The 21,282-nt window shown below is 66.1% G+C and carries 24 protein-coding genes; 15 read left to right on the top strand and 9 right to left on the bottom strand.

Annotated features, from left to right (window positions below):
- Window positions 1-11: 11 nt before the first annotated feature.
- Complete coding sequence (locus BI347_RS14735) at window positions 12-1,034, bottom strand: putative 2-aminoethylphosphonate ABC transporter substrate-binding protein (protein ID WP_071112342.1); 1,023 nt, start codon at window positions 1,032-1,034, stop codon at window positions 12-14.
- A 249-nt stretch (window positions 1,035-1,283) separates the two neighbouring features.
- Between BI347_RS14735 and BI347_RS14730 the strand changes: the two genes are divergently transcribed.
- From BI347_RS14730 to BI347_RS14720, 3 genes are all read left to right on the top strand, one after another.
- Window positions 1,284-2,891, top strand: a complete 1,608-nt coding sequence (locus BI347_RS14730; RefSeq protein ID WP_071116188.1) for a GGDEF domain-containing protein — start codon at window positions 1,284-1,286, stop codon at window positions 2,889-2,891.
- A gap of 893 nt (window positions 2,892-3,784) precedes the next feature.
- Window positions 3,785-4,015, top strand: a complete 231-nt coding sequence (locus tag BI347_RS14725) for a hypothetical protein (RefSeq protein WP_071112344.1) — start codon at window positions 3,785-3,787, stop codon at window positions 4,013-4,015.
- Between the two features lie 29 nt (window positions 4,016-4,044).
- Window positions 4,045-5,742: a methyl-accepting chemotaxis protein gene (locus BI347_RS14720; RefSeq protein ID WP_071116187.1), complete on the top strand. Its 1,698-nt coding sequence runs from the start codon at window positions 4,045-4,047 to the stop codon at window positions 5,740-5,742.
- Window positions 5,743-5,776: 34 nt separating this feature from the next.
- On the opposite strand, the gene phnN is transcribed toward BI347_RS14720, so the two are convergent.
- Genes phnN through phnF form a run of 3 tightly spaced genes read right to left on the bottom strand, consistent with a single transcriptional unit; the run spans window position 5,777 to window position 7,753 of the window.
- Window positions 5,777-6,340: a phosphonate metabolism protein/1,5-bisphosphokinase (PRPP-forming) PhnN gene (phnN, locus tag BI347_RS14715; RefSeq protein WP_071116186.1), complete on the bottom strand. Its 564-nt coding sequence runs from the start codon at window positions 6,338-6,340 to the stop codon at window positions 5,777-5,779.
- Window positions 6,330-7,031 carry a DUF1045 domain-containing protein gene (locus BI347_RS14710; protein ID WP_071116185.1) on the bottom strand — a complete coding sequence of 234 codons (702 nt, stop codon included), beginning with the start codon at window positions 7,029-7,031 and terminating at the stop codon, window positions 6,330-6,332. Before BI347_RS14710 ends, phnN begins: the two co-directional genes overlap by 11 nt.
- Window positions 7,031-7,753, bottom strand: coding sequence for a phosphonate metabolism transcriptional regulator PhnF (gene phnF, locus BI347_RS14705; RefSeq protein ID WP_071112348.1), 723 nt, complete (start codon window positions 7,751-7,753; stop codon window positions 7,031-7,033). Before phnF ends, BI347_RS14710 begins: the two co-directional genes overlap by 1 nt.
- Before the next feature lie 160 nt (window positions 7,754-7,913).
- Here phnF and phnG point away from each other — a divergent pair, with 160 nt between their 5' ends.
- Genes phnG through BI347_RS14665 form a run of 8 tightly spaced genes read left to right on the top strand, consistent with a single transcriptional unit; the run spans window position 7,914 to window position 14,059 of the window.
- Window positions 7,914-8,354, top strand: a complete 441-nt coding sequence (phnG, locus tag BI347_RS14700) for a phosphonate C-P lyase system protein PhnG (protein WP_071112349.1) — start codon at window positions 7,914-7,916, stop codon at window positions 8,352-8,354.
- Window positions 8,355-8,356: 2 nt separating this feature from the next.
- Window positions 8,357-8,929: a phosphonate C-P lyase system protein PhnH gene (phnH, locus tag BI347_RS14695; RefSeq protein WP_158020794.1), complete on the top strand. Its 573-nt coding sequence runs from the start codon at window positions 8,357-8,359 to the stop codon at window positions 8,927-8,929.
- A gap of 1 nt (window position 8,930) precedes the next feature.
- The gene (locus tag BI347_RS14690; protein ID WP_071116184.1) at window positions 8,931-10,016 is read left to right on the top strand and encodes a carbon-phosphorus lyase complex subunit; all 1,086 of its coding nucleotides are present in this window, start codon (window positions 8,931-8,933) and stop codon (window positions 10,014-10,016) included.
- Window positions 10,009-10,875: an alpha-D-ribose 1-methylphosphonate 5-phosphate C-P-lyase PhnJ gene (locus tag BI347_RS14685; RefSeq protein ID WP_071116183.1), complete on the top strand. Its 867-nt coding sequence runs from the start codon at window positions 10,009-10,011 to the stop codon at window positions 10,873-10,875. The genes BI347_RS14690 and BI347_RS14685 overlap by 8 nt, the downstream gene beginning before the upstream one ends.
- A complete protein-coding gene (gene phnK / locus BI347_RS14680) occupies window positions 10,872-11,645 on the top strand; it encodes a phosphonate C-P lyase system protein PhnK (protein ID WP_071112353.1) in 774 nt (257 codons plus the stop codon). Before BI347_RS14685 ends, phnK begins: the two co-directional genes overlap by 4 nt.
- 4 nt (window positions 11,646-11,649) lie before the next feature.
- A complete protein-coding gene (gene phnL / locus BI347_RS14675; RefSeq protein WP_071116182.1) occupies window positions 11,650-12,357 on the top strand; it encodes a phosphonate C-P lyase system protein PhnL in 708 nt (235 codons plus the stop codon).
- Window positions 12,354-13,496: an alpha-D-ribose 1-methylphosphonate 5-triphosphate diphosphatase gene (locus tag BI347_RS14670; RefSeq protein ID WP_071116181.1), complete on the top strand. Its 1,143-nt coding sequence runs from the start codon at window positions 12,354-12,356 to the stop codon at window positions 13,494-13,496. Before phnL ends, BI347_RS14670 begins: the two co-directional genes overlap by 4 nt.
- Window positions 13,496-14,059: a phosphonate degradation HD-domain oxygenase gene (locus BI347_RS14665; RefSeq protein ID WP_083338895.1), complete on the top strand. Its 564-nt coding sequence runs from the start codon at window positions 13,496-13,498 to the stop codon at window positions 14,057-14,059. Before BI347_RS14670 ends, BI347_RS14665 begins: the two co-directional genes overlap by 1 nt.
- A 64-nt stretch (window positions 14,060-14,123) precedes the next feature.
- Here the strand turns inward: BI347_RS14665 and BI347_RS14660 are convergent, their stop codons facing one another.
- A complete protein-coding gene (locus BI347_RS14660) occupies window positions 14,124-14,804 on the bottom strand; it encodes a DAPG hydrolase family protein (protein ID WP_071112356.1) in 681 nt (226 codons plus the stop codon).
- A gap of 151 nt (window positions 14,805-14,955) precedes the next feature.
- On the opposite strand from BI347_RS14660, the gene BI347_RS14655 reads away from it, so the two are divergent.
- Entirely contained in the window at window positions 14,956-15,633 is a 678-nt protein-coding gene (locus BI347_RS14655) for a TetR/AcrR family transcriptional regulator (protein WP_071112372.1), read from the top strand.
- A gap of 12 nt (window positions 15,634-15,645) precedes the next feature.
- Here the strand turns inward: BI347_RS14655 and BI347_RS14650 are convergent, their stop codons facing one another.
- The 4 genes from BI347_RS14650 to BI347_RS14635 form a co-directional block, all read right to left on the bottom strand.
- On the bottom strand, window positions 15,646-15,951 hold the full coding sequence (locus BI347_RS14650; RefSeq protein WP_083338977.1) for a P-loop nucleotide/nucleoside kinase family protein: 306 nt from the start codon (window positions 15,949-15,951) through the stop codon (window positions 15,646-15,648).
- A 38-nt stretch (window positions 15,952-15,989) separates the two neighbouring features.
- Entirely contained in the window at window positions 15,990-16,799 is an 810-nt protein-coding gene (locus tag BI347_RS24615) for a GNAT family N-acetyltransferase (RefSeq protein ID WP_476727296.1), read from the bottom strand.
- Window positions 16,800-17,028: 229 nt separating this feature from the next.
- Window positions 17,029-17,229: a hypothetical protein gene (locus tag BI347_RS14640; protein WP_139167225.1), complete on the bottom strand. Its 201-nt coding sequence runs from the start codon at window positions 17,227-17,229 to the stop codon at window positions 17,029-17,031.
- Between the two features lie 67 nt (window positions 17,230-17,296).
- Window positions 17,297-18,172, bottom strand: a complete 876-nt coding sequence (locus BI347_RS14635) for an EAL domain-containing protein (protein WP_158020793.1) — start codon at window positions 18,170-18,172, stop codon at window positions 17,297-17,299.
- 206 nt (window positions 18,173-18,378) lie between these two features.
- Between BI347_RS14635 and BI347_RS14630 the strand changes: the two genes are divergently transcribed.
- From BI347_RS14630 to cysW, 3 genes are all read left to right on the top strand, one after another.
- Complete coding sequence (locus BI347_RS14630; protein WP_071116178.1) at window positions 18,379-19,380, top strand: sulfate ABC transporter substrate-binding protein; 1,002 nt, start codon at window positions 18,379-18,381, stop codon at window positions 19,378-19,380.
- A 160-nt stretch (window positions 19,381-19,540) separates the two neighbouring features.
- The gene (gene cysT / locus BI347_RS14625) at window positions 19,541-20,404 is read left to right on the top strand and encodes a sulfate ABC transporter permease subunit CysT (protein ID WP_071116432.1); all 864 of its coding nucleotides are present in this window, start codon (window positions 19,541-19,543) and stop codon (window positions 20,402-20,404) included.
- Window positions 20,404-21,282 carry a sulfate ABC transporter permease subunit CysW gene (gene cysW, locus BI347_RS14620; RefSeq protein ID WP_071116177.1) on the top strand — a complete coding sequence of 293 codons (879 nt, stop codon included), beginning with the start codon at window positions 20,404-20,406 and terminating at the stop codon, window positions 21,280-21,282. The genes cysT and cysW overlap by 1 nt, the downstream gene beginning before the upstream one ends.

Raw genomic sequence — 21,282 nt, 5'->3', positions numbered from 1 at the left:
TTGCGCCAGGTTCAGTTCTTGGCCGCCGCCTTGCTTTCATAGCGGCGCGACCATTCCTGCAGGATGGCGTCGCGGTTTTTCGCCGCCCAGGAGAAATTGTTCTTCGACAGGCGCTTGGCGTAGTCGACCGGAATGTACGGGTTCTGCTTGGCCACGCCAGGCATCGCCAGCACCGCGTAGTTCTTCTCGTACTGCTGCATCGCCGGCAGGCTGGCCGAGAAATCGGCCAGCTTCTTGGCGGCCTCCAGATTCCGGGTGCCCTTGATGATGGCGGTGGCTTCCAGATCCCAGCCCAGGCCTTCCTTGGGGTAGATCAGGTCTATCGGCGCGCCTTGCGCCTTCAGCTCGGCGCCGCGGTATTCAAACGAGATGCCTATGGGGAATTCGCCGGTGGCGGCCATCTTGCATGGCTTGGAGCCGGAATGGACGTACTGCGCCATGTTGACGTGCAGCTTGTCCATATAGTCCCAGCCTTGTTTCTCGCCCATCATCTGCAGCCAGGCGGACACATCCAGGTAGCCGGTGCCGGACGAGGCCGGGTGCGGCATCACGATCTGGCCTTTGTAGACCGGCTTGAGCAAATCGGCCCAGCTCTCCGGCCTGGGCAGGTTCTTTTTGGCGGCTTCCACCGTGTTGAAACAGATGGTGGCGGCCCACACGTCCATGCCGGTCCACTTCGGCGGCCTGGCCTTGTCGACGAACTGCGGGCTGAGCTTTTCCACGCCCTTAGGCGCGTAAGCCTGCAACATGCCCTGCTGGTCCAGGATCATCAGGCTGGTGGCCGCCAGCCCCCACACCGCGTCGGCCTGAGGACGGTTCTTTTCCGACAGCAGCTTGGCGGTGATGATGCCGGTGGACTCGCGCACCCAGCGGATTTCGATGTCCGGATTGACCTTCTCGAACGCCTCCTTGTAATCCTTGACCTGGTCGGCCTCCAGCGCGGTGTACACCGTCAGCGTGGTTTTGGCGTAAGCCAGCGGGGACAACAGTCCGGACACGGCCAGACCGACTGCGACTGCCATCTGCTTCTTCATGACGATGCTCCTTTGTTTAGACGTATAGACAAATTTGCCTACACACTGCGCCTGCTGAAATCACAGCCGCCACGGTAAGGGGCTTCGATGACTCGCCGGTGAAATCCAGGTGAATCTTGTTTTGCCGCACTAGACCAATTCGCGGAAAACCGCCCGGCCCCAGAAACCGCGGCCGGGTCCTGGCGCAACAACCCTGAAAATCAAACCGCATCAACTACTATGACAGAATGGGATTGAGCAGAAGAAAGCATGATCTTGGGCCGCATTCTTGACAGCATCGCCATCCGTCTGATGGCGCTGGCGATGCTGGTCGTCCTCACCGGTTCCTTCACGCGCTATTACGCGTTGAGCAACTTCCTTTATGAGGACCTGGGCAAAGTGGTGGAAAGCCAGCAGTTGATGCTGGCCAACTACGTCGCGCGCGACATCAACGACAAGATTTCACAAAGAGAGGATCTGCTGATCCACTTGGCCATGGTGCTACCTCCCGAGCTGCTGAATCGCCCGCCGCAATTGCGCAACTGGTTGAAGGAGCATTACCAGTACCAGCCGCTATTTTCCGTCGGACTATTCGTGGTGGGGCCAGACGGCCGCGCCATCGCCGACTACCCTCCCAGGCCCGACCGGCTGATCGTCGGCTACGGCGACCGCGACTACATCCGCGCGGCGCTGCGCGGCCAGCCCTATATCGGCCGGGCAGTGGTGGGCCGCATATCCAGGGTGCCGGTGCTGCCGATCGCGGCGCCCATACTCGGCGCGGACAAGAAAGTGAAAGCAGCGCTGGTGGGCGTCACCGCGCTGGCGGCGCCCAACTTTCTCGATCTGCTGCAACATACCCATATTGGCAACCATATCGACAGCTTCCTGCTGATCTCGCCGCGCGACCGCCAGTTCGTCTCCTCCTCGCAACCGGACATGATACTGCAGCCCTTGCCGCCACCTGGCGTCAACCTCTTGCACGACAAGGCGATGGCGGGCTTCCGCGGCGCCGGCATCACGACCAACGCCAAGGGGGAGGAAGAAGTCAGCGCCATCGCGTCCGTTCCCCGCGCCGGCTGGTTCGTGGTGGCCCGCCTGCCCAGCAGCGAGGCCTTCGCCACCGTGGAGCGCGTCAAGAGCTTCACGCTGCGCAACACCATCGCCGCGTTGGCGGCCTTCACCGTGATCTGCGGCGGCGGCCTGTACATCGTGCTGCGGCCGCTGTTCCTGGCCGCGCGCCACGCCGACCGCATGACCCGGGGCGAACTGCCGATGGAGCCGATGCCCATCCAGCGCAATGACGAGGTGGGCCATCTGATCGCGGCCTTCAACCGCCTGCTACACAAGCTCAACGATCAGCAGGAGGAACTGGCCCGCATGGCGCATCACGATTCTCTGACCGGCCTGCCCAATCGTTCGCTGCTATCCGATCGCCTGCACATGGCGCTGGCGCAGGCGCAGCGCAAGCGCTGCGGCGTGGCGCTGCTGTTCATGGATCTGGATGGCTTCAAGCTCATCAACGACAATCTGGGCCACAGGGCCGGCGACAAGGTGCTGTGGCAGGTGGCGCAACGCCTGTCCAATGTCGTGCGCCAAACCGACACGCTGGCGCGCATAGGCGGCGACGAATTCGTGCTGCTGCTCAGCGACCTGGACGACAACGCCGAGGAAATCGCCAATACCGTCGCCCAGAAATGCATCGCCGTATTCGACGCTCCCTTCCTGATAGCCGGCAACGCCTGTACTTTGGGCATTTCCATCGGCATTGCGTTGGGCGATGGGCTGAGCACCTCGGACAGCCTGCTGCAAGCCGCGGACCAGGCGATGTACCACGTCAAGAAAAGCGGCCACAGCGGCAGCGAAATCATCCGCATATGAAACCCGCCGCATATTGCCGCCGCTCGCCCGAAAACACACCGAGCGATCGGCAAAGACAGGCCAGAGCGTGGTTGCAACCGCCCGCCGCTAACGGATGCTTCCGGAAACCGCGCGCCTCCCCCGGCGAAAGCCGATATCCATCCTGGAAGTCCGCTGGCCGAAAACTATGCGTTTTCCTGCGCCGTCCCGCCTTGGCCAATGCCTAGGCAGCCTGCGGACAATAGCCGGATGCGGGCCATGAAATTGAATTCAAATTGTCCACAGCAAAATCATTAAAATAAAACCGCCGCTCGTTCATGCCCTTTTCCACGCAATCCTCCGACTTGCTCCGCACAACATGTCCTGATACTGGGCGCGCGCTCCGCCGCATGCCTGAAATGGGCCCGCGCCTTTCGCGCCACCGGCTGGCGGGTAAGCGCGGCGGACTCTCTGCGCTGGCCGGCGAGCCGTTTCAGCGGCGCGGTTGACGCCGATATCCGGCTGCCCGAGCCCCGCGCCAATTCCCAAAACTGGCGAGCTGCGCTGCAAAAACTGGTGGAAAACCAGGCGGTCGACCTGATCCTGCCGATCTGCGAGGAGGTGTTCTACCTGGCGCACTGGCGCGACAGCCTGGCCACCCTGCGCCAGCTACATCACAAACTCAGTTTCGCCAGGATGACCGCCGACTGGCCCGCTCCGGCTCCGGAAACCAGGCTGCTGGAATCGCCAGACGCGGTTGCCCGGCTGTTGCGGGCCTCCCCCGGCTGGATCTTCAAACCCGCTTACTCCCGTCTTGCCAGCCAAACCCTGCCGCGCTCCAGCCAAAAGGCGCTGGGCAGAATACGCCCTACCCTGGTCCAGCCTTGGGCCGCGCAGCGTTATGTTCCAGGGGGCGAGCGCCGCAGCTACCGCCCATGCCTGCCACCAGCGGCCAGGTGGCCTTCGACTTCATCAAAACCGCCAATGGCAGCTGCGACGTGCTGGAGTGCAATCCGCGCGCCACCAGCGCCTTCCATCTGTTCCACAATCTGCCGCAACAGCTGGCGGCGGCGTTGCTGGGCGATATTCCGCCAGGAGAGACACTGCGGCCTAGCACCGGGCTTAGTGCCATGAAACCGGCAAGCGCTGGACGATTGATGCGGTAGCCAAGCGGACAGGGAGGACAAGGCGCACTATGCTGACATATCGGCGCAGCGGCGCCGACCAACCGGTTTCCGACATCCGAGGCATCTTCGCCATGAGCCTGCTGCAAAACATCAAAGTCGGGCCGCGCCTGGCCGTTTCCTTCATGGTGCTGCTGGCCATCCTGCTGGCGGTCAGCGCCAGCGTCTGGAACGGCCTGTCGCGCATCGAGGGCAGCACCCGGCATATCGTCGGCAACGACGCCAGCAAGCTGCAGGTGGCGGCGGAGTTGGACCGCCACTCGCAAAACGCCGCCCTGCTGCTGCTGCAGATCATCTCCACCCCTGACCAGCCGCAGCGCGTCCCGCTTTACGCCGCGATGGACGAGGCCAACCGCCATGCCAACGAGGCCTTCCAGCGCCTGAAGGCGCTGCCCTGGACGCCGGAGCAGGCGCCCCCCCTGCAACAGCTGTCCGATCTGCGCGCCCGCTACAGCGCCGCCTTCAGCGATACGGTGGATTTGGTGGAATCGAACGACCCCGCGGCGCTGGCGCGGCAGTACGCCAGCCAGACCCGGCCGGCGCTGCAGCAGCTGCTGGCCGCCACCACCGCGCTCTCCGCCACCCAGCAGGGCGACATGAACAGCGAACTGGCCGGCGTGCTGTCCCTGATGGGCGATACCCGACTGCTGCTCTTGATCTTCAGCGCCGTCGCCGTCGCAGCCGGCCTGCTGCTGTCCTGGAGCGTCACCCGCAGCATCACCGGGCCGCTGGAGCACAGCGTGGCGGTGATGGGCGCGATGGCCCAGGGCGATTTGCGCAGCAAGGTGAGCATCCGCGGCAGGGACGAAACCTCGCTGATGCTAGGCCGGATGTCGCAGATGCAGGCGCATCTGGCCGCGCTGGTGCAGGAATTGCGCCACTCCGCCAACATCGTCGCCGACACCGCGGCTTCCACCCGCTCGGGCGCAGTGGAGGTGGCGAGCGGAGTGGAGCGGCAACAGGTGGAAATCCATCAGATCAACGCCGTGGTGGAGGCATTCGCCGGCAAGCTGCATAGCGCCGCGCATACCGCCATCCAGGCGCAGGACCGCGCCAAGAGCGCCGCCGCGCTGGCCCAGCGCGGACAAAGCCTGATCCAGACCGCCTCCAGCGAGATCACGGCGATCGCCGGCCAGATCCAGGGCAGCGCGGCGGCGATGGACGCCTTGCGCCAGCGCGCCAATTCGATGCGCGACATGATAGAGGCGGTGACAGACATCGCCGACCAGACCAATATGCTGGCGCTGAACGCCGCCATCGAGGCCGCGCGCGCCGGCGAATTGGGCCGCGGCTTCGCCGTGGTGGCCGACGAGGTGCGCCGGCTGGCCGACCGCACCGCCAAGGCCACGCGCGAAATCAACGACGTGATCTCGGCGATAGACAATCAGACCACCGAGGCGATGGTGCAGATAGAACAGGGGCAAAAGGAAATGGCGCGCGGCGTGGACATGATCCGCGAAATCGTCGAACCGCTGACCGAGCTGAAAGAAGGCGCCACCGAAACCGCCAGCGAACTGGACCGGCTGGTAGCGAATATCGCCGAACAGGTGAGCGAAAGCCAGGTGATCGCGCACAGCGTCGCCACCATCGCCCAGTCGGCCGACGAAAGCCTGCATGCCACGCAGGGCGCCAGGCAGAACAGCACTCAGTTGCTGGAAGTGAGCAACACGCTGCAGAACCAGATGCGCCGCTTCGTGCTGGACAGCTGAAGCGCATGGCCGGGCTGCCATCCAGCGGCCCGGTTCACCGCTCCGACGCCCGCAGCCCCAGCAGATCCAGCAGCCGCTCCCCCGCCTCAGCCAACCCGCCGTCGTTGACCAGCACCGCGCAGCCATCCGGCGGCGTGAACGCCCGCGCCTCCTCCAGCCGGCGCGCAATCGCCTCGGCCGGCTCGCGGCCGCGCGCCGCCAGCCGGGAGGCCAGCACCGCCGGACTGGCGGTGATCCACAAGGGCCGCAAGGAGGGAAAGCGCTGGGCCGCCAGCGGCAGCGACGAGCGCGAGCCATTGACCACCACGTCCAGCCCCTGCCGCAGCCACAGCGCCGCCTCCACGCCCAGGCCGTAGGCCAGACCGTTGCGCCGCCAGGCCAGCGCGAAACAGCCGGCGCGCTCGCGCTGGTCAAACTCCTCCAGGCTCAGCGCCACGTGATTCTCGCCGCCGGCATCGGCCGGACGGGTGATGTAGCGGTGGGCGAACATCAGCCTGCCGTCCGCCGGCAGCCGCTGCCTGACATAGGCCAGCAGGCTGTCCTTGCCCGCTCCGGAGGGGCCGATCACATACCACAGCGTTCCCGCTTCAGCAGCCATAGCGCTCCACCTCGCCGTCAAAGCCGCAGTGGGCGAGATAGCGGAACGGCCCGCCCTGCTCTCTCTCGACAAACAAGGCGATGCCGTCGACCAGGGCCGGCTCCAGCCCGGCAAAGTGCCGCCGCGCCGCCGCCTCCAGGCTGGCGGCCAAACCTGAATCGCGCGCCAGCGCCGCGGTCAGCGTCAGGTGGAAGCGGAACTGCTCGAACACATAGGGATAGCCCCAGCGCCGGCACAGAGCCTGTTGGCGCGCGTCCAGCCCCTGCCGCGGCTTGGGCGGCCGGCCGCGGTCGGCCCATGGATCCAGCGCCACGGTGCAGACGGCGGCCAGCTCCTCCAGCTCCTCCAGCTCGGCCGGCGCCGCGCTCGGCCGCAGCGCCAGAAAATCGTCCAGCCAGTCCACCCGCAGCGCCAACGCGAAAGGGGTGAAGCGCGCGGCCAGTTGGGAGACGCTGTCGATCAGCCGCGCCTCGTCCGCCGCCGGGCTCAACTCAAACGGCGCCTTCAAGGTGGCGTGCCAACCGTAGCGGGCGGCGTCGCGGGTGATATCCGCCTGCGTGAACGGCGGAACGCCATCCAGAACCGGTGGCGCCAGAGGCTGGCCGGCGGCGGCGTCCCGGCCCAGCCAGCGACTGCCGGCGCGCCACAGCGCGGAATCCGGCCTGGGCGCGTAATACAGCGCGTAGCGCATCAGTCGTCCTCCATCACCAGTTGCACCAGATCGCCGTTGAAGCAGGTGATGCCGTACTGCACCGGCCTGCCGTCCGGATCGACGTTCAGCGACTTCACATGCAATACCGGCCGGTTCTTGGGTATGCCCAGATAATCCACCGTCTCGCCATCCGGCAGACGGGCGGTGACGCGGGTGAAGCGGCGGGTGTAGTCGTTGACGCCGAACTCGCGCAGCGTGCGCGTCACCGAGCGCTGCCGCTGGTAGACCTGCGGCAGGCCGGCGAAGCGCGCCGCCGGGAAGAACAGCGTGGCGCAGTCCACCACCCGCGTCTCCACCCGGCTGAGCGTCTTGATGCGGAACAGCTCGTCGCCCACCGCCACCTCCAGCAAGGCCGCCAGTTCGGCGTTGGCTGGCACCGTGTCGCTCAGCAAGACATCTATGTCGGAGCTGAGGTTCTGCCGCGCCATGTTCTGGGAGAAGCGGGTGCGCCTGCTGATGGCGTAGTCGATGGCGTTGTCCTGCACGAAGGTGCCGCGCCCCTGCTCCACCCGCAACAGGCCGCGCTCCACCAGCGTGGCCACCGCGCGGCGTATGGTGTGGCGGTTGACGGCGAAGCGTTCCGCCAGTTGCAGCTCCGTCGGCAGCTGCGCGCCGGCCTGCAATGCTCCGCTGGCGATTTCGGCCGCCAGGCTGTCTTCTATCTGCCGCCAGACGGCGACGCCGGAACCTCTTTCTATCATCGCAACCCTCCCTGTTGTCCTGCACCGGCAAAGGTCTAGTCACGCCGTCAAAACGTCACAAAAACTTCATCGCCGCATGCTGTTTGTCCTTGGTTGAGCGCCATTATCATGCATACGTCTATACGTTTATATGAATCTTTCTTGAACCATGAGGCATACGATGGACACCCCGACAAGACAACGCTGGCTCTCCGTGCTGGCCAACAGCCCGCGTCCGCGGCTGGAAAGCCTGCTGTCTCCCGCCCTGCCGCCGGCCGAGCATTGCCAGTGGCTGCGCCGCGCCGAAACCGGGCTGGTGATGCTGCAGGGCCGCAGCGGCGGGACCGGCGCCCGCTTCAATCTGGGCGAAGCGGCCGTCAGCCGCGCCAGCTGCCAGATAGCCGGCCGGCTGGGCCACGGCTGGGTGCGCGGCAGCGACGGCCTCCACGCCGAACTGATCGCCCAGGCCGACGCGCTGTTGCAAGACCCGCAACAGCGGCAGCGGCTGCTGAGCTTATGGATAACGCCCCTGGAAGCCGAACTGGCGGCGCGCCGCGAAAGCGCCGCGCGCGAGGCCGCCGCCAGCAAGGTGGAGTTTTTCACCATGGTGCGGGGGGAATGACCATGCGCGCCGCTTTTGCCGATCCCGTCGCCCACGCCCAGCAGATCTTCCGCCACGCGCTTGCCGCCCTGGCCGAACCTATGCTGCCGCAGACGCTGTCCATCCTGCCGCCGGCCCTGCCCGGCCTCAAGGCCGGCACCGCCGCCCTGCTGTACACGCTGCTGGACCAGGATGTCGGCGTCTGGCTGCCGGCGCTGCCGGACGACACCGTCGCCAGCCTGCGCTTTCACACCGGCATGCGGCTGGTGGATTTGCCGGAACAGGCCGATTTCATCGTCGTCGCCCAGGGCATGCCGCTGCCCGACCTAGCCAGCCTCAAGGCCGGCAGCGCCGAATACCCTGACCGCTCCGCCACCTTGCTGATCGAAACCGCCGGTTTCAATCAAGACCAAGTGGAAGGCAGCGGCCCCGGCTTCCAGACGCCGCGCCGCTTCGGCATCGATGGCGCTTCTCCAGGCTTCTGGCGCCAATGGCAAAGCAACCACGCGCGCTTCCCGCTGGGCGTGGACGCGCTGCTGATCACCGACACCCAGCTGGCCGGCCTGCCGCGCAGCGCCGTCATCAAGGAGGGCTGACATGTACGTTGCCGTAAAGGGCGGAGAAACCGCCATCGCCCGCTCCTGGGACTTGCTGGCCGCCGCGCGCCGCGGCGACGAGTCCGTGCCGGAATTGACGCTTGCCCAAATCCGCCAGCAGATGCGGCTGGCGGTGGCGCGGGTGATGCAGGAAGGCTCGCTGTACGACGAGGAACTGGCGGCGCTGGCGCTGAAACAGGCGGCCGGCGACAGCATGGAAGCCATCTTCCTGCTGCGCGCCTTCCGCACCACGCTGCCGCGCTTCGCCAGCAGCCTGCCGCTGGACACCGCCGCGATGCGGGTGCGCCGCCGCGTGTCCGGCACTTTCAAGGACGTGCCTGGCGGCCAGATCCTCGGCCCCACCGCCGACTACACCCAGCGCCTGCTGGACTTTTCCCTGGCAGAGCCGCCCGTTCCGGCTCAGCCGGCGCGTGCCGCCGCGCCGCTGCCGGACGCGCTGCCCTGCGTGCTGGAGGTGCTGGACCGCGAAGGACTGATCGAAGCCGACCTGCCTCCGGCCGGCGACCCGGATCCGGTAGACCTGACCCGCGAACCGCTGATGTTCCCGGCCGGCCGCCCGGCGCGGCTGCAGAACCTGGCGCGCGGCGACGAAGGCTGGCTGCTGGGCCTGGCCTACTCCACCCAGCGCGGCTACGCCGAAAGCCATCCCTTCGCCGGCGAGATCCGCATGGGCGAGGTCAGCGTCTTCGTCTGCCCTGAAGAGCTGGGCTTCGAGATAGACATCGGCGAGATCACGCTGACCGAATGCCAGATGATCAACCAGTTCGGCGGCAGCAAGCGCGCGCCGCCGCAATTCACCCGCGGCTACGGCCTCAGCTTCGGCGAGGCCGAGCGCAAGGCGATGGCGATGGCGCTGGTGGACCGCAGCCTGCGCGCGGAAGAACTGGGCGAAGCCGCCCACGCCCCGGCCCAGCAAGCGGAATTCGCTCTGTGCCACAGCGACAACGTCGAGGCCTCCGGCTTCGTCCAGCATCTGAAGCTGCCGCATTACGTCGACTTCCAGGCCGAGCTGTCGCTGATCCGCGCGCTGCGCGCGCAGAACCCTCAGGAGCCAACCCATGACTGAAGTCCGCAACCACGGCCAGTGGCAGTACAACTTCGGTTTTCTGGACGAAAACACCAAGCGCATGCTGCGCCGCGGGCTGTTGAAGGCGGTGGCCATCCCCGGCTACCAGGTGCCGTTCGGCAGCCGCGAAATGCCGCTGCCCTACGGCTGGGGCACCGGCGGCATCCAGCTGACCGCCAGCATCATAGGCCGCGACGACGTGCTCAAGGTGATAGACCAGGGCGCCGACGACACCACCAACGCCGTCAACATCCGCCGCTTCTTCGCCCGCGTCGCCGGCGTGGCAACCACTAGCCGCACCGTCGAGGCCAGCGTGATCCAGACCCGCCACCGCATTCCGGAAACGCCGCTGGCGGCCGGCCAGATCATGGTGTTCCAGGTTCCGGAGCCGGAACCGCTGCGCACGCTGGAAGCCAGCGAGGTGGAAACCCGCAAGCTGCACGCCCACCAGGAATACGGCCTGATGCACGTCAAGCTGTACGAGGACATCGCCCGCTTCGGCCACATCGCCACCAGCTACGACTACCCGGTGCTGGTGAACGGCAGGTATCTGGCCTCGCCGTCGCCGATACCCAAGTTCGACAACCCCAAGCTGGACAGAAGCCCGGCGCTGCTGCTGTTCGGCGCCGGCCGCGAGAAGCGCCTGTACGCGATACCGCCCCATACCCGGGTGGAAAGCCTGGCCTTCGACGACCACCCGTTCGAGGCGCAAAGCTGGCAGCACCGTTGCGCGCTGTGCGCCTCGGACGCCAGCTACCTGGACGAGATCGTCACCGACGACGCCGGCAGCCGGACCTACGTCTGCTCCGACACCGATTACTGCCAGGACCGCCGGCAAGGCCAGGAGAACACGCAATGAATCAGGCCATACTTTCCGTCAGCGGCCTGGCCAAGGACTACGGCAACGGCCAGGGCTGCTTCGGCATCGATTTCGATCTGTACCAAGGCGAAGTGCTGTGCATAGTCGGCGAATCCGGCTCCGGCAAATCCACGCTGCTGTCCACGCTGGCTGGCCGGCTGGCGGCGGACGCCGGCAGCGTGCGCTTTCGCGACCGCGACGGCCGCAGCCACGAATTGACCAAGCTGGCCGAAGCCGAGCGCCGCCGCCTGGCGCGCAGCGAATGGGGCTTCGTCACCCAGCACGCCCGCGACGGCCTGCGCATGAACGTCTCCGCCGGCGCCAACGTCAGCGAGCGGCTGATGGCGCTGGGCGAGCGCCACTACGGCCGGCTGCGGCAAACCGCCGGCGACTGGCTGGAAAAAGTGGAGATCAGCCGCGAGCGGCTGGACGACAGGCCCAGCGCCTTCTCCGGCGGCATGCAGCAGCGGCTGCAGATCGCCCGCAACCTGGTCACCCGGCCGCGGCTGGTGTTCATGGACGAGCCCACCGGCGGGCTGGACGTGTCGGTGCAGGCGCGCTTCCTCGATCTCACCCGCCGCCTGGTGCACGACACCGGCATCGCCGTGATCATGGTCACCCACGATCTGGGCGTGGCGCGGCTGCTGGCGCAGCGCACGCTGGTGATGCAGCGGGGCCGCGTGGTGGAAGCCGGCCTCACCGACCAGATCCTGGACGATCCGCAGCACCCCTACAGCCAGCTCCTGGTGTCCTCCATCCTGCAGGCCTGAAATCATGACGCTACTGATAGACGCATCCCAACTGTCCAAAACCTTCGTCCTGCACCAGCAGGACGGACTAAGATTGCCGGTGCTGGCCGACGTCTCGCTGCAGGTTGCCGCCGGCGAGTGCGTGGCGCTGGCCGGCCCGTCCGGCGCCGGCAAGAGCACCCTGCTCAAGGCGCTGTACGCCAACTACCTGGTGCAGCGAGGCAGCATCCGCATCCGCCACCACGGCGGCTGGGTGGACATGGCCTGCGCGCTGCCGCATGAAATCGCCGAAGTGCGCCGCCATACGCTGGGCTATGTCAGCCAGTTCCTGCGGGTGATCCCGCGGGTGTCGGCGCTGGACATCGTGGCCGAGCCGCTGCTGGAATGGGGCGCGGCCGAGAACGAGGCCAGGCGAAGCGCCGGCGCATGGCTGGCGCGGCTGAACATCGCCGAGCGGCTGTGGAGCCTGCCCCCGGCAACCTTCTCCGGCGGCGAGCAGCAGCGCGTCAACATCGCGCGCGGCATGATCGCGCCGCGCCCCATCCTGCTGCTGGACGAACCCACCGCCTCGCTGGACGCCGCCAACCGCCAGGTGGTTATAGAATTGATGCGCGAGGCGAAGCAGCGCGGCGCGGCGCTGGTGGGCATCTTCCACGACGAATCCACCCGCGACGCCGTCGCCGACCGCATTTTCGACGTGCCGCTGGCCGTCGCACAGGAAACCACCGCATGAAACAGATACTCAACCACGCCCGCCTGATCCTGGCCGACGGCGTCATCGAGCGCGGCGCGCTGGAAATCGACAACGGCGTGATCAGCGCCATCCATCAACAGCCGCTGCCCGCCGGACAAGGAGAAGACCTGGCCGGCGCCGACCTGCTGCCGGGCCTCACCGAAATCCACACCGACAATCTGGAAAAGCACCTGATGCCGCGCAACGGCGTGCTGTGGCCGATACTGCCGGCGGTGATCACCCACGACGCGCAATGCGTGGCCGCCGGCATCACCACGGTGCTGGACGCGCTGGCGGTGGGCGACCTGGAGGGCGAAAGCGTGCGGCTGGACACGCTGCACAGCTCCTTCGCCGCGATAGACCAGGGCATGCGCGGCGACGCGCTGCGCGCCGAGCACCTGTTCCACCTGCGCTGCGAACTGGCCTTCCCGCAGCTGTTGCAAGAACTGGAACCGCTGATCGGCCACCCGGCGGTGAAGCTGGTATCGGTGATGGACCACACTCCAGGCCAGCGCCAGTACCGAGACCTGGAGCAATACAAGAAGTACTACGGCAAGAAAAAGGTGGGCTGGACCGAAGACACCTTCCTCGCCGCGGTTGACGAGCGCCGCGCCAAGCAGGCCGAGTACGCGGCGCGGCACAAGCAGGCGGTGGTGGAGATGGCGCGCGCGCGCGGCATCGCGCTGGCCAGCCACGACGACACCGACGCCGGCCATATCGCCGAGGCGCTGCGCGACGGCGTGGCGATCTCGGAATTCCCCACCACGCTGGAGGCGGCCCAGGCCGCCCGCGCGCACGGCGTGCAAACCGTGATGGGCGCGCCCAATGTGGTGCGCGGCGGCTCGCACTCCGGCAATGTGGCCGCTCTGGAACTGGCGCGCCGCGGCCTCCTGGACATCCTGTCGTCCGATTACGTGCCAGCCAGCCTGCTGCACGCCGCCTACTTGCTGGAACGCGAGGCCGGCTGGAGCCTGGACCACGCCATCGCCACCGTCACCGTCAACCCGGCGCGCGCGGTGGGCCTGCACGACCGCGGTCGCATCGCCGTCGGCCAGCGCGCCGACCTGGTAGAAGCGCGCCTGCATGGCGACGTCCCGCTGGTACGGCAAGTGTGGAAAGCCGGACGGAGGGTGTTCTGATGGACCACAGCATCCGCGCCGTCCGCCAGTTGCTGCTCAGCCACGGCCAGCGGCATTATGGCGAAGCGGTCACCCAGCTGGACCACGCGGTCCAGGCCGCCACGCTGGCGCGCGACTGGGGCTGCGACGATGAAATCGCGCTGGCCGCCTTCCTGCACGACATCGGCCACCTGCTGGAGCATGACGGCTGCCGGAGCATGGGCGGCTACGGCGCGATGGCGCACGACCGGCTGGGGCGCGACTACCTGCTGGAACTGGGCTTTTCGCCGCGGGCCGCGCATCTGGTGGCGATGCACGTGCCGGCCAAGCGCTATCTGTGCGCAGCCGATCCGCAATACCTGGCGCAGTTGTCGCCGGCCAGCGCCGCCACGCTGGACTACCAGGGCGGACCGATGACGGCCGAAGAGGCGGACGCGTTCTCGCAACTGCCGGACCTGGCCGACATCCTGCAACTGCGCCGGCTGGACGAGGCCGCCAAGGACGGCGGCTGGAGTCTGGACCAGGTCGAGTGGATCTGGCCGCTGATGGCCGGGCATCTGGCCAATCAGCGCGCCCAAGCCTGACAAGCGTCGGCAATCGCCAAACTGCCTCGCCGCGGGCATTGCGCCGAGGCGGCCTTTGATTGCGTCACCAGGCCAGCGGGCCCTTCTCGCCATTGGCGTGCTCGCCGTAGTAGAGCGAAGGCAGGAAGCGCGCCAGGCAGCTGAATTCGTTGTAGCAATGCCGCATCAGCTCCAACCCCAGCATGTCCGGCACCCTTTGGCCGGACGCTCCCAGCACGAAACGGCTGCGCAGCACCGCGCCATGGGAGGTATCCCGCGCCAGATGGATCATCTCGCCATCCAAAGGGTCGCCGCTGGCGTCCAGCCTCGGCTCGTCGCCGAATGCGATACGCGCGCACACCAGCCCCGACACCTCGCGCCGCTTCCATGCGTTCGCCAGCGCCGCGTCGGTGAAGAATAGCTTGGGATCATGAAACTTCAGCACCGCCGCCACCGGCGGAATTTCGCCCAACGACTCCACCGCGCGGACGGTCGCGCCAATGAAACTCACTCCCTTTTCCCTGCTGGCGTCCCAGCCATGCAAGGTGTGATGGTCGTGCGGATGCCACCAACGGATATGCTGGGTGGTATCGAAGAACTTGAACCACCAGTCAAGCATCCTGCCGGCGCAGTTCGGCAGCTCTGTCCGCGCCGCCACCTGCAAACGGCCGTCCGGCAGGCGCTGAATGCCCATTTCCAACGGCATCGGTGCCGGCGACAACATATCGTCATGCAGGCCGGACACAACTGAACATGCGTGTTCCATAGTATTCACAGTACACTCCTTGCGCTTGATAAGCGGCTCAACACCATGGCGGCCTCTGAAGCCTACATGCCTGGCCAGCAGCCAGGCACCTCCGCCGCACACTTTAATTAAGAAACACAATACGTTTCCATATTGAGCGAGCATGCGCACGATGTCAATCAGAAAACAGGTCTCGCAGCCGGACAACGCCGCGGCGCGCCCCAGAGGCCGCCCCGCCGCTCCCGAGCAAGAAATGAAACAGCAGGTATTGGAAGCCGCCGCCCAGCTGCTGCTGGATAAGGGTTATCACGCCGCCACCATGGAGGCGGTGGCCAAGCAAGCCAAAGTGGCCAAAAAGACGGTTTACCGCTTTGCCGCCAACAGCGAGGAATTGCTGGCCGCCATCATCGACAATTGGACCGAAGCCTTCGCCGCCGCGCTGCAAGCTCCGGCGGCAGACCCGGACAACCTGCAGCAAACTCTGGAAATCCTGCTGGCCACTATTGCCGGCCGCGTGCTGTCGCAACAGGCAGTAGGGATGTTCAGGCTATTGATCAATGACTTTCCGGGACGCGAACAGGCGCTGGCCGCCTATACCGAACATGGCATCCGCCATAGCACCGCCTTGCTGGCCGACTGGCTGGAACGGCAGCGCCGCCGCGGACGGCTGCGATTCGACGATACGGAGACCACTGCGGGCCTGCTGCTGGCGATGACCATAGCGGAGCCGCTGCGGCAGATGGCGCTGGGACTGGCGCCGCCAGGCATGGACGACAAGACGCGCGCCCGCATCCAGGCGGCGGTGAAGTTGTGCTATGCGGGAATGAAGCCGGACGGACGGCAGGATTGACAGTGGGCGGCCTTACACTTGGTCGGTAACGACTATCTCGGCCATGGCAAACTCGTCGGCGGTGGCCGGCTCGAACTGCGCCTCCATCGTCGCGAACATCGCCGGCGTCACTTCAAAGGCAAAAGTCTGGCCCCTGGCGGCATTGCGCCGCGCCACCCTCGCCATTACCCAGAAGAAATCCAGCGGCTGTGGCAGATCCGGGCCATACAACTGTCCCATCCAGTCATCTATCACCAGATGCACCGCCTGACCGGCGCCGCGAGTGTGGGTGGACTTGCCGGCACCTTGCGGGCCGAACATCAGATGCGGCTTGATCATCGTCATGGCCTTGCAAAGAACGCCGCCGGCTGGCGGAATCAGTGCTTTAACATGGCCATGCCCACCGACTTGGGCGCGGTGTGGACGAAGCCGTACTGGGAATACAGATGCTGCGCGTCGCCGTCGGCGATCAGGCTGATGTAGGCGCTAGGCGGCGCCTCGCGCTCGATATAGCCACGGATCGCGGCCATGATGCGCTTGCCCAGCCCCTTGCCCTGATGCCCGGGCAAGACCGCGATGTCCACCACCTGGTAGAAACTGCCGCCATCGCCTATCACCCGGCCCATGCCGATGGTTTCACCCCCTTCTCGGACCAGCACCGCGAACAGGGTGCCGGCCAAGCCGCGGCGGGCGGCCTCTTCGGTTTTGGGGCTTAAGCCGGCAGCCTCGCGCAAATGCCGGTAAGTGGCGGCATCCGGCACGGCCTCCAGCAATTGGTAACCGCCGCCGCAAGCATCCGCCGGCGCTCTAGCGTCAACGGCAGCGCTATCGATCCGACACTCCATCAGCTCCTCATCGACAAAATCGTCGCCCACCCGCACCGCGTCCGGCACCCTGCCGACGCGGCAAAAACCGCAGGAACGGTACAGCGACGAAGCGGCCTCGTTTCCGGCATGCACCGCCAGGCTGAGCCACAACAGCCCCGGCCAGGTGCGCGCCCGCTCCTGCATCGCCCGCATCAGCAGACGGGCAATGCCCTGCCCGCGGTAAGCCGGCAAGGTGAACACGCCCTGCACCAGCGCGCGGTGGCATAGTTTGGCGCGCGCCTGGCGTCGCAGGGCCGCCACGGCCACCAGTGTCACGCCGTCGAACGCGCCGAACACCGCCTGCGACGCTCCGGGCGCGATCTTGCTGCGGATATCGTCCAGGCTCAGCGCGGCGATTTCGTCCAGGTTGAAATGAATCGCCGCCGGCGCATCGGCGGCGGCGGCCAGACGAATCTGGCGGTAGGTCGGCGGCTTGCAACAAGCGCACTGCGATCAAGACACTCTCCTGCCGCCCGCGCCGTCAAGCCGACCAAGACACTCTCCTGCCGCCCGCGCCGTCAAGCCGACAACGCGCCGGCGGCGCCAACATTTATTTCACCGCTCCGGCATCCGCAGCCGCGCAAGTAAAGCTGCCGTAGCTGACCGACTTGACCTTGCCCTGGCCGCAGGTTTTCACCGCCTGCTCCGTCATCCTCTGCAATTGCGCCGCGTCGCGATAGCCATCGCCATTGCCGATCACGCAGCCGGACAAGCCCGCGGCCGCCAACACCCCTATCAGCATCTTTGTCATACAGGCCCCCGGCCAGTCATGCCGCCCCGCCGGGACGCGCATGAAATTTCTTTAGAATGGCCACAGTTTAAACATTAATGACATTCAAATCCACAGCCTGCGCGGCTTTTTGCAAGCGCAAACGCTCCGACAGCAAAGGCCCGGACAGATGTTCCGCTCCCATCTGCTGCGCCAGGCCCAGCATGTTCTGGCAGACGATGTCCTCCACCGCCAGCGCGTAGCCCTGCTCCACCAGTTGCGGCACCAGTTGCAGCAGCCGGTCGCGCACCTGCGGATACATGATGGCGCGGCCCATGAAGCGCGGCGCCAGCGTCAGGAAATCCGGCTCCAACCGCCACAGCCGCAGCAGATCCTCCCGGCATTCGCCGAAATCGCCCAGGCCCAGCTTATGGCCGTGCTGGCGGTAGCGCCGCAACAGCGACAGGCCCAGCTCGCTGGTCTTGCCGTTGAGGAACAGCAGCAAGGGCGCCTGGCTGGCGGGGAACTCCAGCACCTCCAGCAGCCGCGCGGTGAAGTCGACGATGCGGTCGCTGTAGGCGTGGCAGATCCGCGGATCGACATCGATGCGCAAAGGCAGATGGCGGCCGTTGCGGCCCAGGTGGTTGACCAGGTGCAGAGCGCGGATCAGCTTGAGCAGCGCCACCGCCTTGCTCTCGGCGTAATTCATCGCGAACAGCCAGTTGGCCGGCAAAGCCTGGCCAAACTGGCCGAAGATGCGCAGCCGCGCCGCGTATTGCAGCAATTGACAGCGTCCGTCGCGCAGCCGCGCCTGCGGAATGAAACTGCTGCTCAGCCACCAGCCGTCGAAGCTGGCGAAAACCTCCTGCTCGTTCCACTGCAGCCTGGCAGACACGCCCTCCTGCTGCAAAAATTGCTGGCAGGCGGCCAGCATCGCGGGCGAGAAGCCGGCAGGCAATTGTTTGGCGGGCTTGAATCGTTTCATGGCCGGGACCGGATGAGTTGGACTGGCGCTAATATAGGCCCGGGTTTGACGCTGGAATATATTGTTTCCTGATAAGGCTATCAGCTTTGCTGAAATACCGTCTTTTGCTGAAATATGCATTTGCATTGCAGATTTTCTTGGTTCCGATCCCGACAAGCCGGACTCTACAGTGTGGCCATCGTTCAGAATCCATAACAGGAACCGCCATGCGCCTGCGCCCATTGCATCGACTCGCCCTCGCCCTGCTGCTTGCCGGCAGCGCCTCCGCCTTCGCCGAGGTCACCCTGCTCAATGTCTCCTACGACCCGACGCGCGAGCTGTATCAGGAATTCAACGCCTCCTTCGCCAAATACTGGAAGGCCAAGAGCGGAGAAACCGTCACCGTCAAGCAATCGCACGGCGGCTCCGGCAAGCAGGCGCGCTCGGTGATAGATGGGCTGGACGCCGATGTGGTGACGCTGGCGCTGGCCTACGACATCGACGAAATCAGCAGCCAGGCCAAATCCATCGCCCCCAACTGGCAGCAGCGCCTGCCCAATAATTCTTCGCCCTACTCATCCACCATCGTGTTCCTGGTGCGCAAAGGCAATCCCAAGCACATCAAGGACTGGAACGACCTGGTGAAGCCCGGCGTGGAAGTGGTGACCCCCAATCCCAAGACCGGCGGCGGCGCGCGCTGGAACTATCTGGCGGCCTGGGGCTACGCGCTGAAGCAGCCGGGCGGCAACGACGCCAAGGCCAAGGACTTCGTCAAGAAGCTGTACGGCAATGTGAAGGTGCTGGACTCCGGCGCGCGCGGCTCGCTGATCACCTTCACCCAACGCGGCATCGGCGACGTGCTGCTGTCGTGGGAGAACGAGGCTTATCTCGCCACCCGCGAGCTGGGGCCGGACAAGTTCGACATCGTCACCCCGTCCATTTCCATCCTGGCAGAACCGCCGGTCAGCGTGGTGGACAAGGTGGTGGACAAGCGCGGCACCCGCAAGGTGGCCGAGGCCTATCTCAAGTACCTGTACAGCCCGGAGGGCCAGAACCTGGCCGCCAAGCACTACTACCGCCCGCGCGACCCGCAGGTGGCGGCCAAGTACGCCGGCCAGTTCAGCCAGGTGAAGCTGTTCACCATAGACCAGGTGTTCGGCGGCTGGCAGAAGGCGCAGAAAACGCACTTTGCCGATGGCGGGGTGTTCGACCAGATCATCGCCCGCTAAGCCCGCGCCCACTCAACAACCGCCCGCCGCCAACGCCGGGCGGTTTGTTTTGCCGCCGCGCCGCTTTGCACAATATTGCATAAGCATTGAATAAATACTTATTTTCAGAATAAGGCTGGCGCGGATATTGTTTATTCGGTTATATGAAATGGAATCCACCATGCCCGCCAGTCTTGCCTCCCCTCCGGCCGCCCGGCCGCCGCGCGTATTGCCGGGCTTCGGCCTGTCGCTGGGCTTCACGCTGAGCTATCTGTCGCTGCTGGTGCTGATTCCGCTGTCCGCCGTGATCCTGCGCGCCGGCAGCCAGCCGTGGGACAGCTTCTGGCAGGCCGCCACCGCGCCGCGGGTGCTGGCCTCGTACCGGCTGAGCTTCAGCATGGCGCTGCTGGCAGCCGCCGTCAACACGCTGTTCGGCCTGCTGCTGGCCTGGTCGCTGGTGCGCTACCGCTTTCCCGGCAAACGGCTGATCGACGCGCTGGTGGACCTGCCCTTCGCGCTGCCGACCGCGGTGGCCGGCATCGCCCTTACCGCGCTGTACGCCGGCAACGGCTGGCTGGGGCAGTATCTGGAGCCGCTGGGGCTGAAAGTGGCCTTCGGCCCGTTGGGCGTGCTGGTGGCGCTGGTCTTCATCGGCCTGCCCTTCGTCGTGCGCACGGTGCAGCCGGTGCTGGAAGATCTGGAGACCGAACTGGAGGAAGCCGCCGCCTGCCTGGGCGCGCAACGCTGGCAGGTGTTCCGCCACGTGATCCTGCCCACGCTGCAACCAGCATTGCTCACCGGCTTCGCGCTGGCCTTCGCCCGCGCGGTGGGCGAATACGGCTCGGTGATCTTCATCGCCGGCAACATCCCGATGGTGTCGGAAATCACCCCGCTGATGATCATCAGCAAGCTGGAACAATTCGATTACGCCGGCGCCACCGCCATCGCGTCGGTGATGCTGCTGGCGTCCTTTCTGCTGCTGCTGGCCATCAACGGCCTGCAGTGGTGGAGCGCGCGCCGCCATGGCCGCGCGGGAGGCCGGTAATGGCCGGCGCCGCCACCCACGCCTTGCCGGCGCGCGACAAGGCTGGGCTGCTGGAAAGCCGCCAGGCCACCCGCGAGTCGCGCGCGGTGAAATGCGCGATACTGACGCTGGCGTTGGGTTTCTTCGCCGTCTTCCTGCTGTTGCCGCTGATCGTGGTGTTCGTCGAGGCGCTGGCCAAGGGCTGGAACACCTATGCCGACGCGCTGGCCGAACCGGACGCGCTGGCGGCGGTGCGGCTCACGCTGCTGGCCGCCGGCGTTTCGGTGCCGCTCAACCTGGTGTTCGGCGTGGCCGCTGCCTGGGCGGTCACCCGCTTCGACTTCCGCGGCAAGCAGCTGTTGATCACGCTGATAGACCTGCCGTTTTCGGTGTCGCCGGTGGTGGCCGGCCTGATCTTCGTGCTGGTGTTCGGCAACCACGGCTGGCTGGGAGAATGGCTGGCCGAATACGGCCTGAAGGTGATCTTCTCGGTGCCCGGCATCGTGCTGGCCACGCTGTTCGTCACCGTGCCCTTCGTCGCCCGCGAGCTGATTCCGCTTTTGGAGGCGCAAGGCCGCGAAGAGGAAGAAGCGGCGGTGGTGCTGGGCGCGCGCGGCTGGCAGGTGCTGTGGCATGTCACCCTGCCTAATGTGCGCTGGGCGCTGCTATACGGCATTATCCTGAGCAATGCCCGCGCCATGGGAGAGTTCGGCGCGGTGTCGGTGGTGTCCGGCCATATCCGCGGCGAAACCAACACGCTGCCGCTGCACGTCGAAATTCTGTACAACGAATACAATTTCGCCGCGGCTTTCGCCGTGGCGTCCTTGCTGGCCATGCTGGCCCTGATCACGCTGGCGCTGAAAAGCTGGGTGGAATGGCGCAGCGTCAAGGAAGACTGA

Source organism: Chromobacterium sphagni (assembly GCF_001855575.1).
Lineage (GTDB): Bacteria > Pseudomonadota > Gammaproteobacteria > Burkholderiales > Chromobacteriaceae > Chromobacterium > Chromobacterium sphagni.
This window is presented reverse-complemented; position numbering and strand designations above follow the sequence as displayed.

What these genes read in the sequence shown, in the direction of transcription:
- BI347_RS14670 (WP_071116181.1), top strand. Translation starts at nt 12,354, where the DNA reads ATGAAACAGATACTCAACCACGCCCGCCTGATCCTGGCCGACGGCGTC.
- phnK (WP_071112353.1), top strand. Translation starts at nt 10,872, where the DNA reads ATGAATCAGGCCATACTTTCCGTCAGCGGCCTGGCCAAGGACTACGGC.
- BI347_RS14730 (WP_071116188.1), top strand. Translation starts at nt 1,284, where the DNA reads ATGATCTTGGGCCGCATTCTTGACAGCATCGCCATCCGTCTGATGGCG.
- BI347_RS14640 (WP_139167225.1), bottom strand. Translation starts at nt 17,229, where the DNA reads ATGACAAAGATGCTGATAGGGGTGTTGGCGGCCGCGGGCTTGTCCGGC.
- BI347_RS14685 (WP_071116183.1), top strand. Translation starts at nt 10,009, where the DNA reads ATGACTGAAGTCCGCAACCACGGCCAGTGGCAGTACAACTTCGGTTTT.
- BI347_RS14690 (WP_071116184.1), top strand. Translation starts at nt 8,931, where the DNA reads ATGTACGTTGCCGTAAAGGGCGGAGAAACCGCCATCGCCCGCTCCTGG.
- cysT (WP_071116432.1), top strand. Translation starts at nt 19,541, where the DNA reads ATGCCCGCCAGTCTTGCCTCCCCTCCGGCCGCCCGGCCGCCGCGCGTA.
- BI347_RS14720 (WP_071116187.1), top strand. Translation starts at nt 4,045, where the DNA reads ATGCTGACATATCGGCGCAGCGGCGCCGACCAACCGGTTTCCGACATC.
- BI347_RS14655 (WP_071112372.1), top strand. Translation starts at nt 14,956, where the DNA reads ATGTCAATCAGAAAACAGGTCTCGCAGCCGGACAACGCCGCGGCGCGC.
- BI347_RS14630 (WP_071116178.1), top strand. Translation starts at nt 18,379, where the DNA reads ATGCGCCTGCGCCCATTGCATCGACTCGCCCTCGCCCTGCTGCTTGCC.
- cysW (WP_071116177.1), top strand. Translation starts at nt 20,404, where the DNA reads ATGGCCGGCGCCGCCACCCACGCCTTGCCGGCGCGCGACAAGGCTGGG.
- phnF (WP_071112348.1), bottom strand. Translation starts at nt 7,753, where the DNA reads ATGATAGAAAGAGGTTCCGGCGTCGCCGTCTGGCGGCAGATAGAAGAC.
- phnH (WP_158020794.1), top strand. Translation starts at nt 8,357, where the DNA reads ATGCGCGCCGCTTTTGCCGATCCCGTCGCCCACGCCCAGCAGATCTTC.
- phnL (WP_071116182.1), top strand. Translation starts at nt 11,650, where the DNA reads ATGACGCTACTGATAGACGCATCCCAACTGTCCAAAACCTTCGTCCTG.
- BI347_RS14665 (WP_083338895.1), top strand. Translation starts at nt 13,496, where the DNA reads ATGGACCACAGCATCCGCGCCGTCCGCCAGTTGCTGCTCAGCCACGGC.
- BI347_RS14635 (WP_158020793.1), bottom strand. Translation starts at nt 18,172, where the DNA reads ATGAAACGATTCAAGCCCGCCAAACAATTGCCTGCCGGCTTCTCGCCC.
- BI347_RS14735 (WP_071112342.1), bottom strand. Translation starts at nt 1,034, where the DNA reads ATGAAGAAGCAGATGGCAGTCGCAGTCGGTCTGGCCGTGTCCGGACTG.
- phnG (WP_071112349.1), top strand. Translation starts at nt 7,914, where the DNA reads ATGGACACCCCGACAAGACAACGCTGGCTCTCCGTGCTGGCCAACAGC.
- BI347_RS14650 (WP_083338977.1), bottom strand. Translation starts at nt 15,951, where the DNA reads ATGATCAAGCCGCATCTGATGTTCGGCCCGCAAGGTGCCGGCAAGTCC.
- BI347_RS14725 (WP_071112344.1), top strand. Translation starts at nt 3,785, where the DNA reads ATGCCTGCCACCAGCGGCCAGGTGGCCTTCGACTTCATCAAAACCGCC.
- BI347_RS14710 (WP_071116185.1), bottom strand. Translation starts at nt 7,031, where the DNA reads ATGCGCTACGCGCTGTATTACGCGCCCAGGCCGGATTCCGCGCTGTGG.
- BI347_RS14660 (WP_071112356.1), bottom strand. Translation starts at nt 14,804, where the DNA reads ATGGAACACGCATGTTCAGTTGTGTCCGGCCTGCATGACGATATGTTG.
- phnN (WP_071116186.1), bottom strand. Translation starts at nt 6,340, where the DNA reads ATGGCTGCTGAAGCGGGAACGCTGTGGTATGTGATCGGCCCCTCCGGA.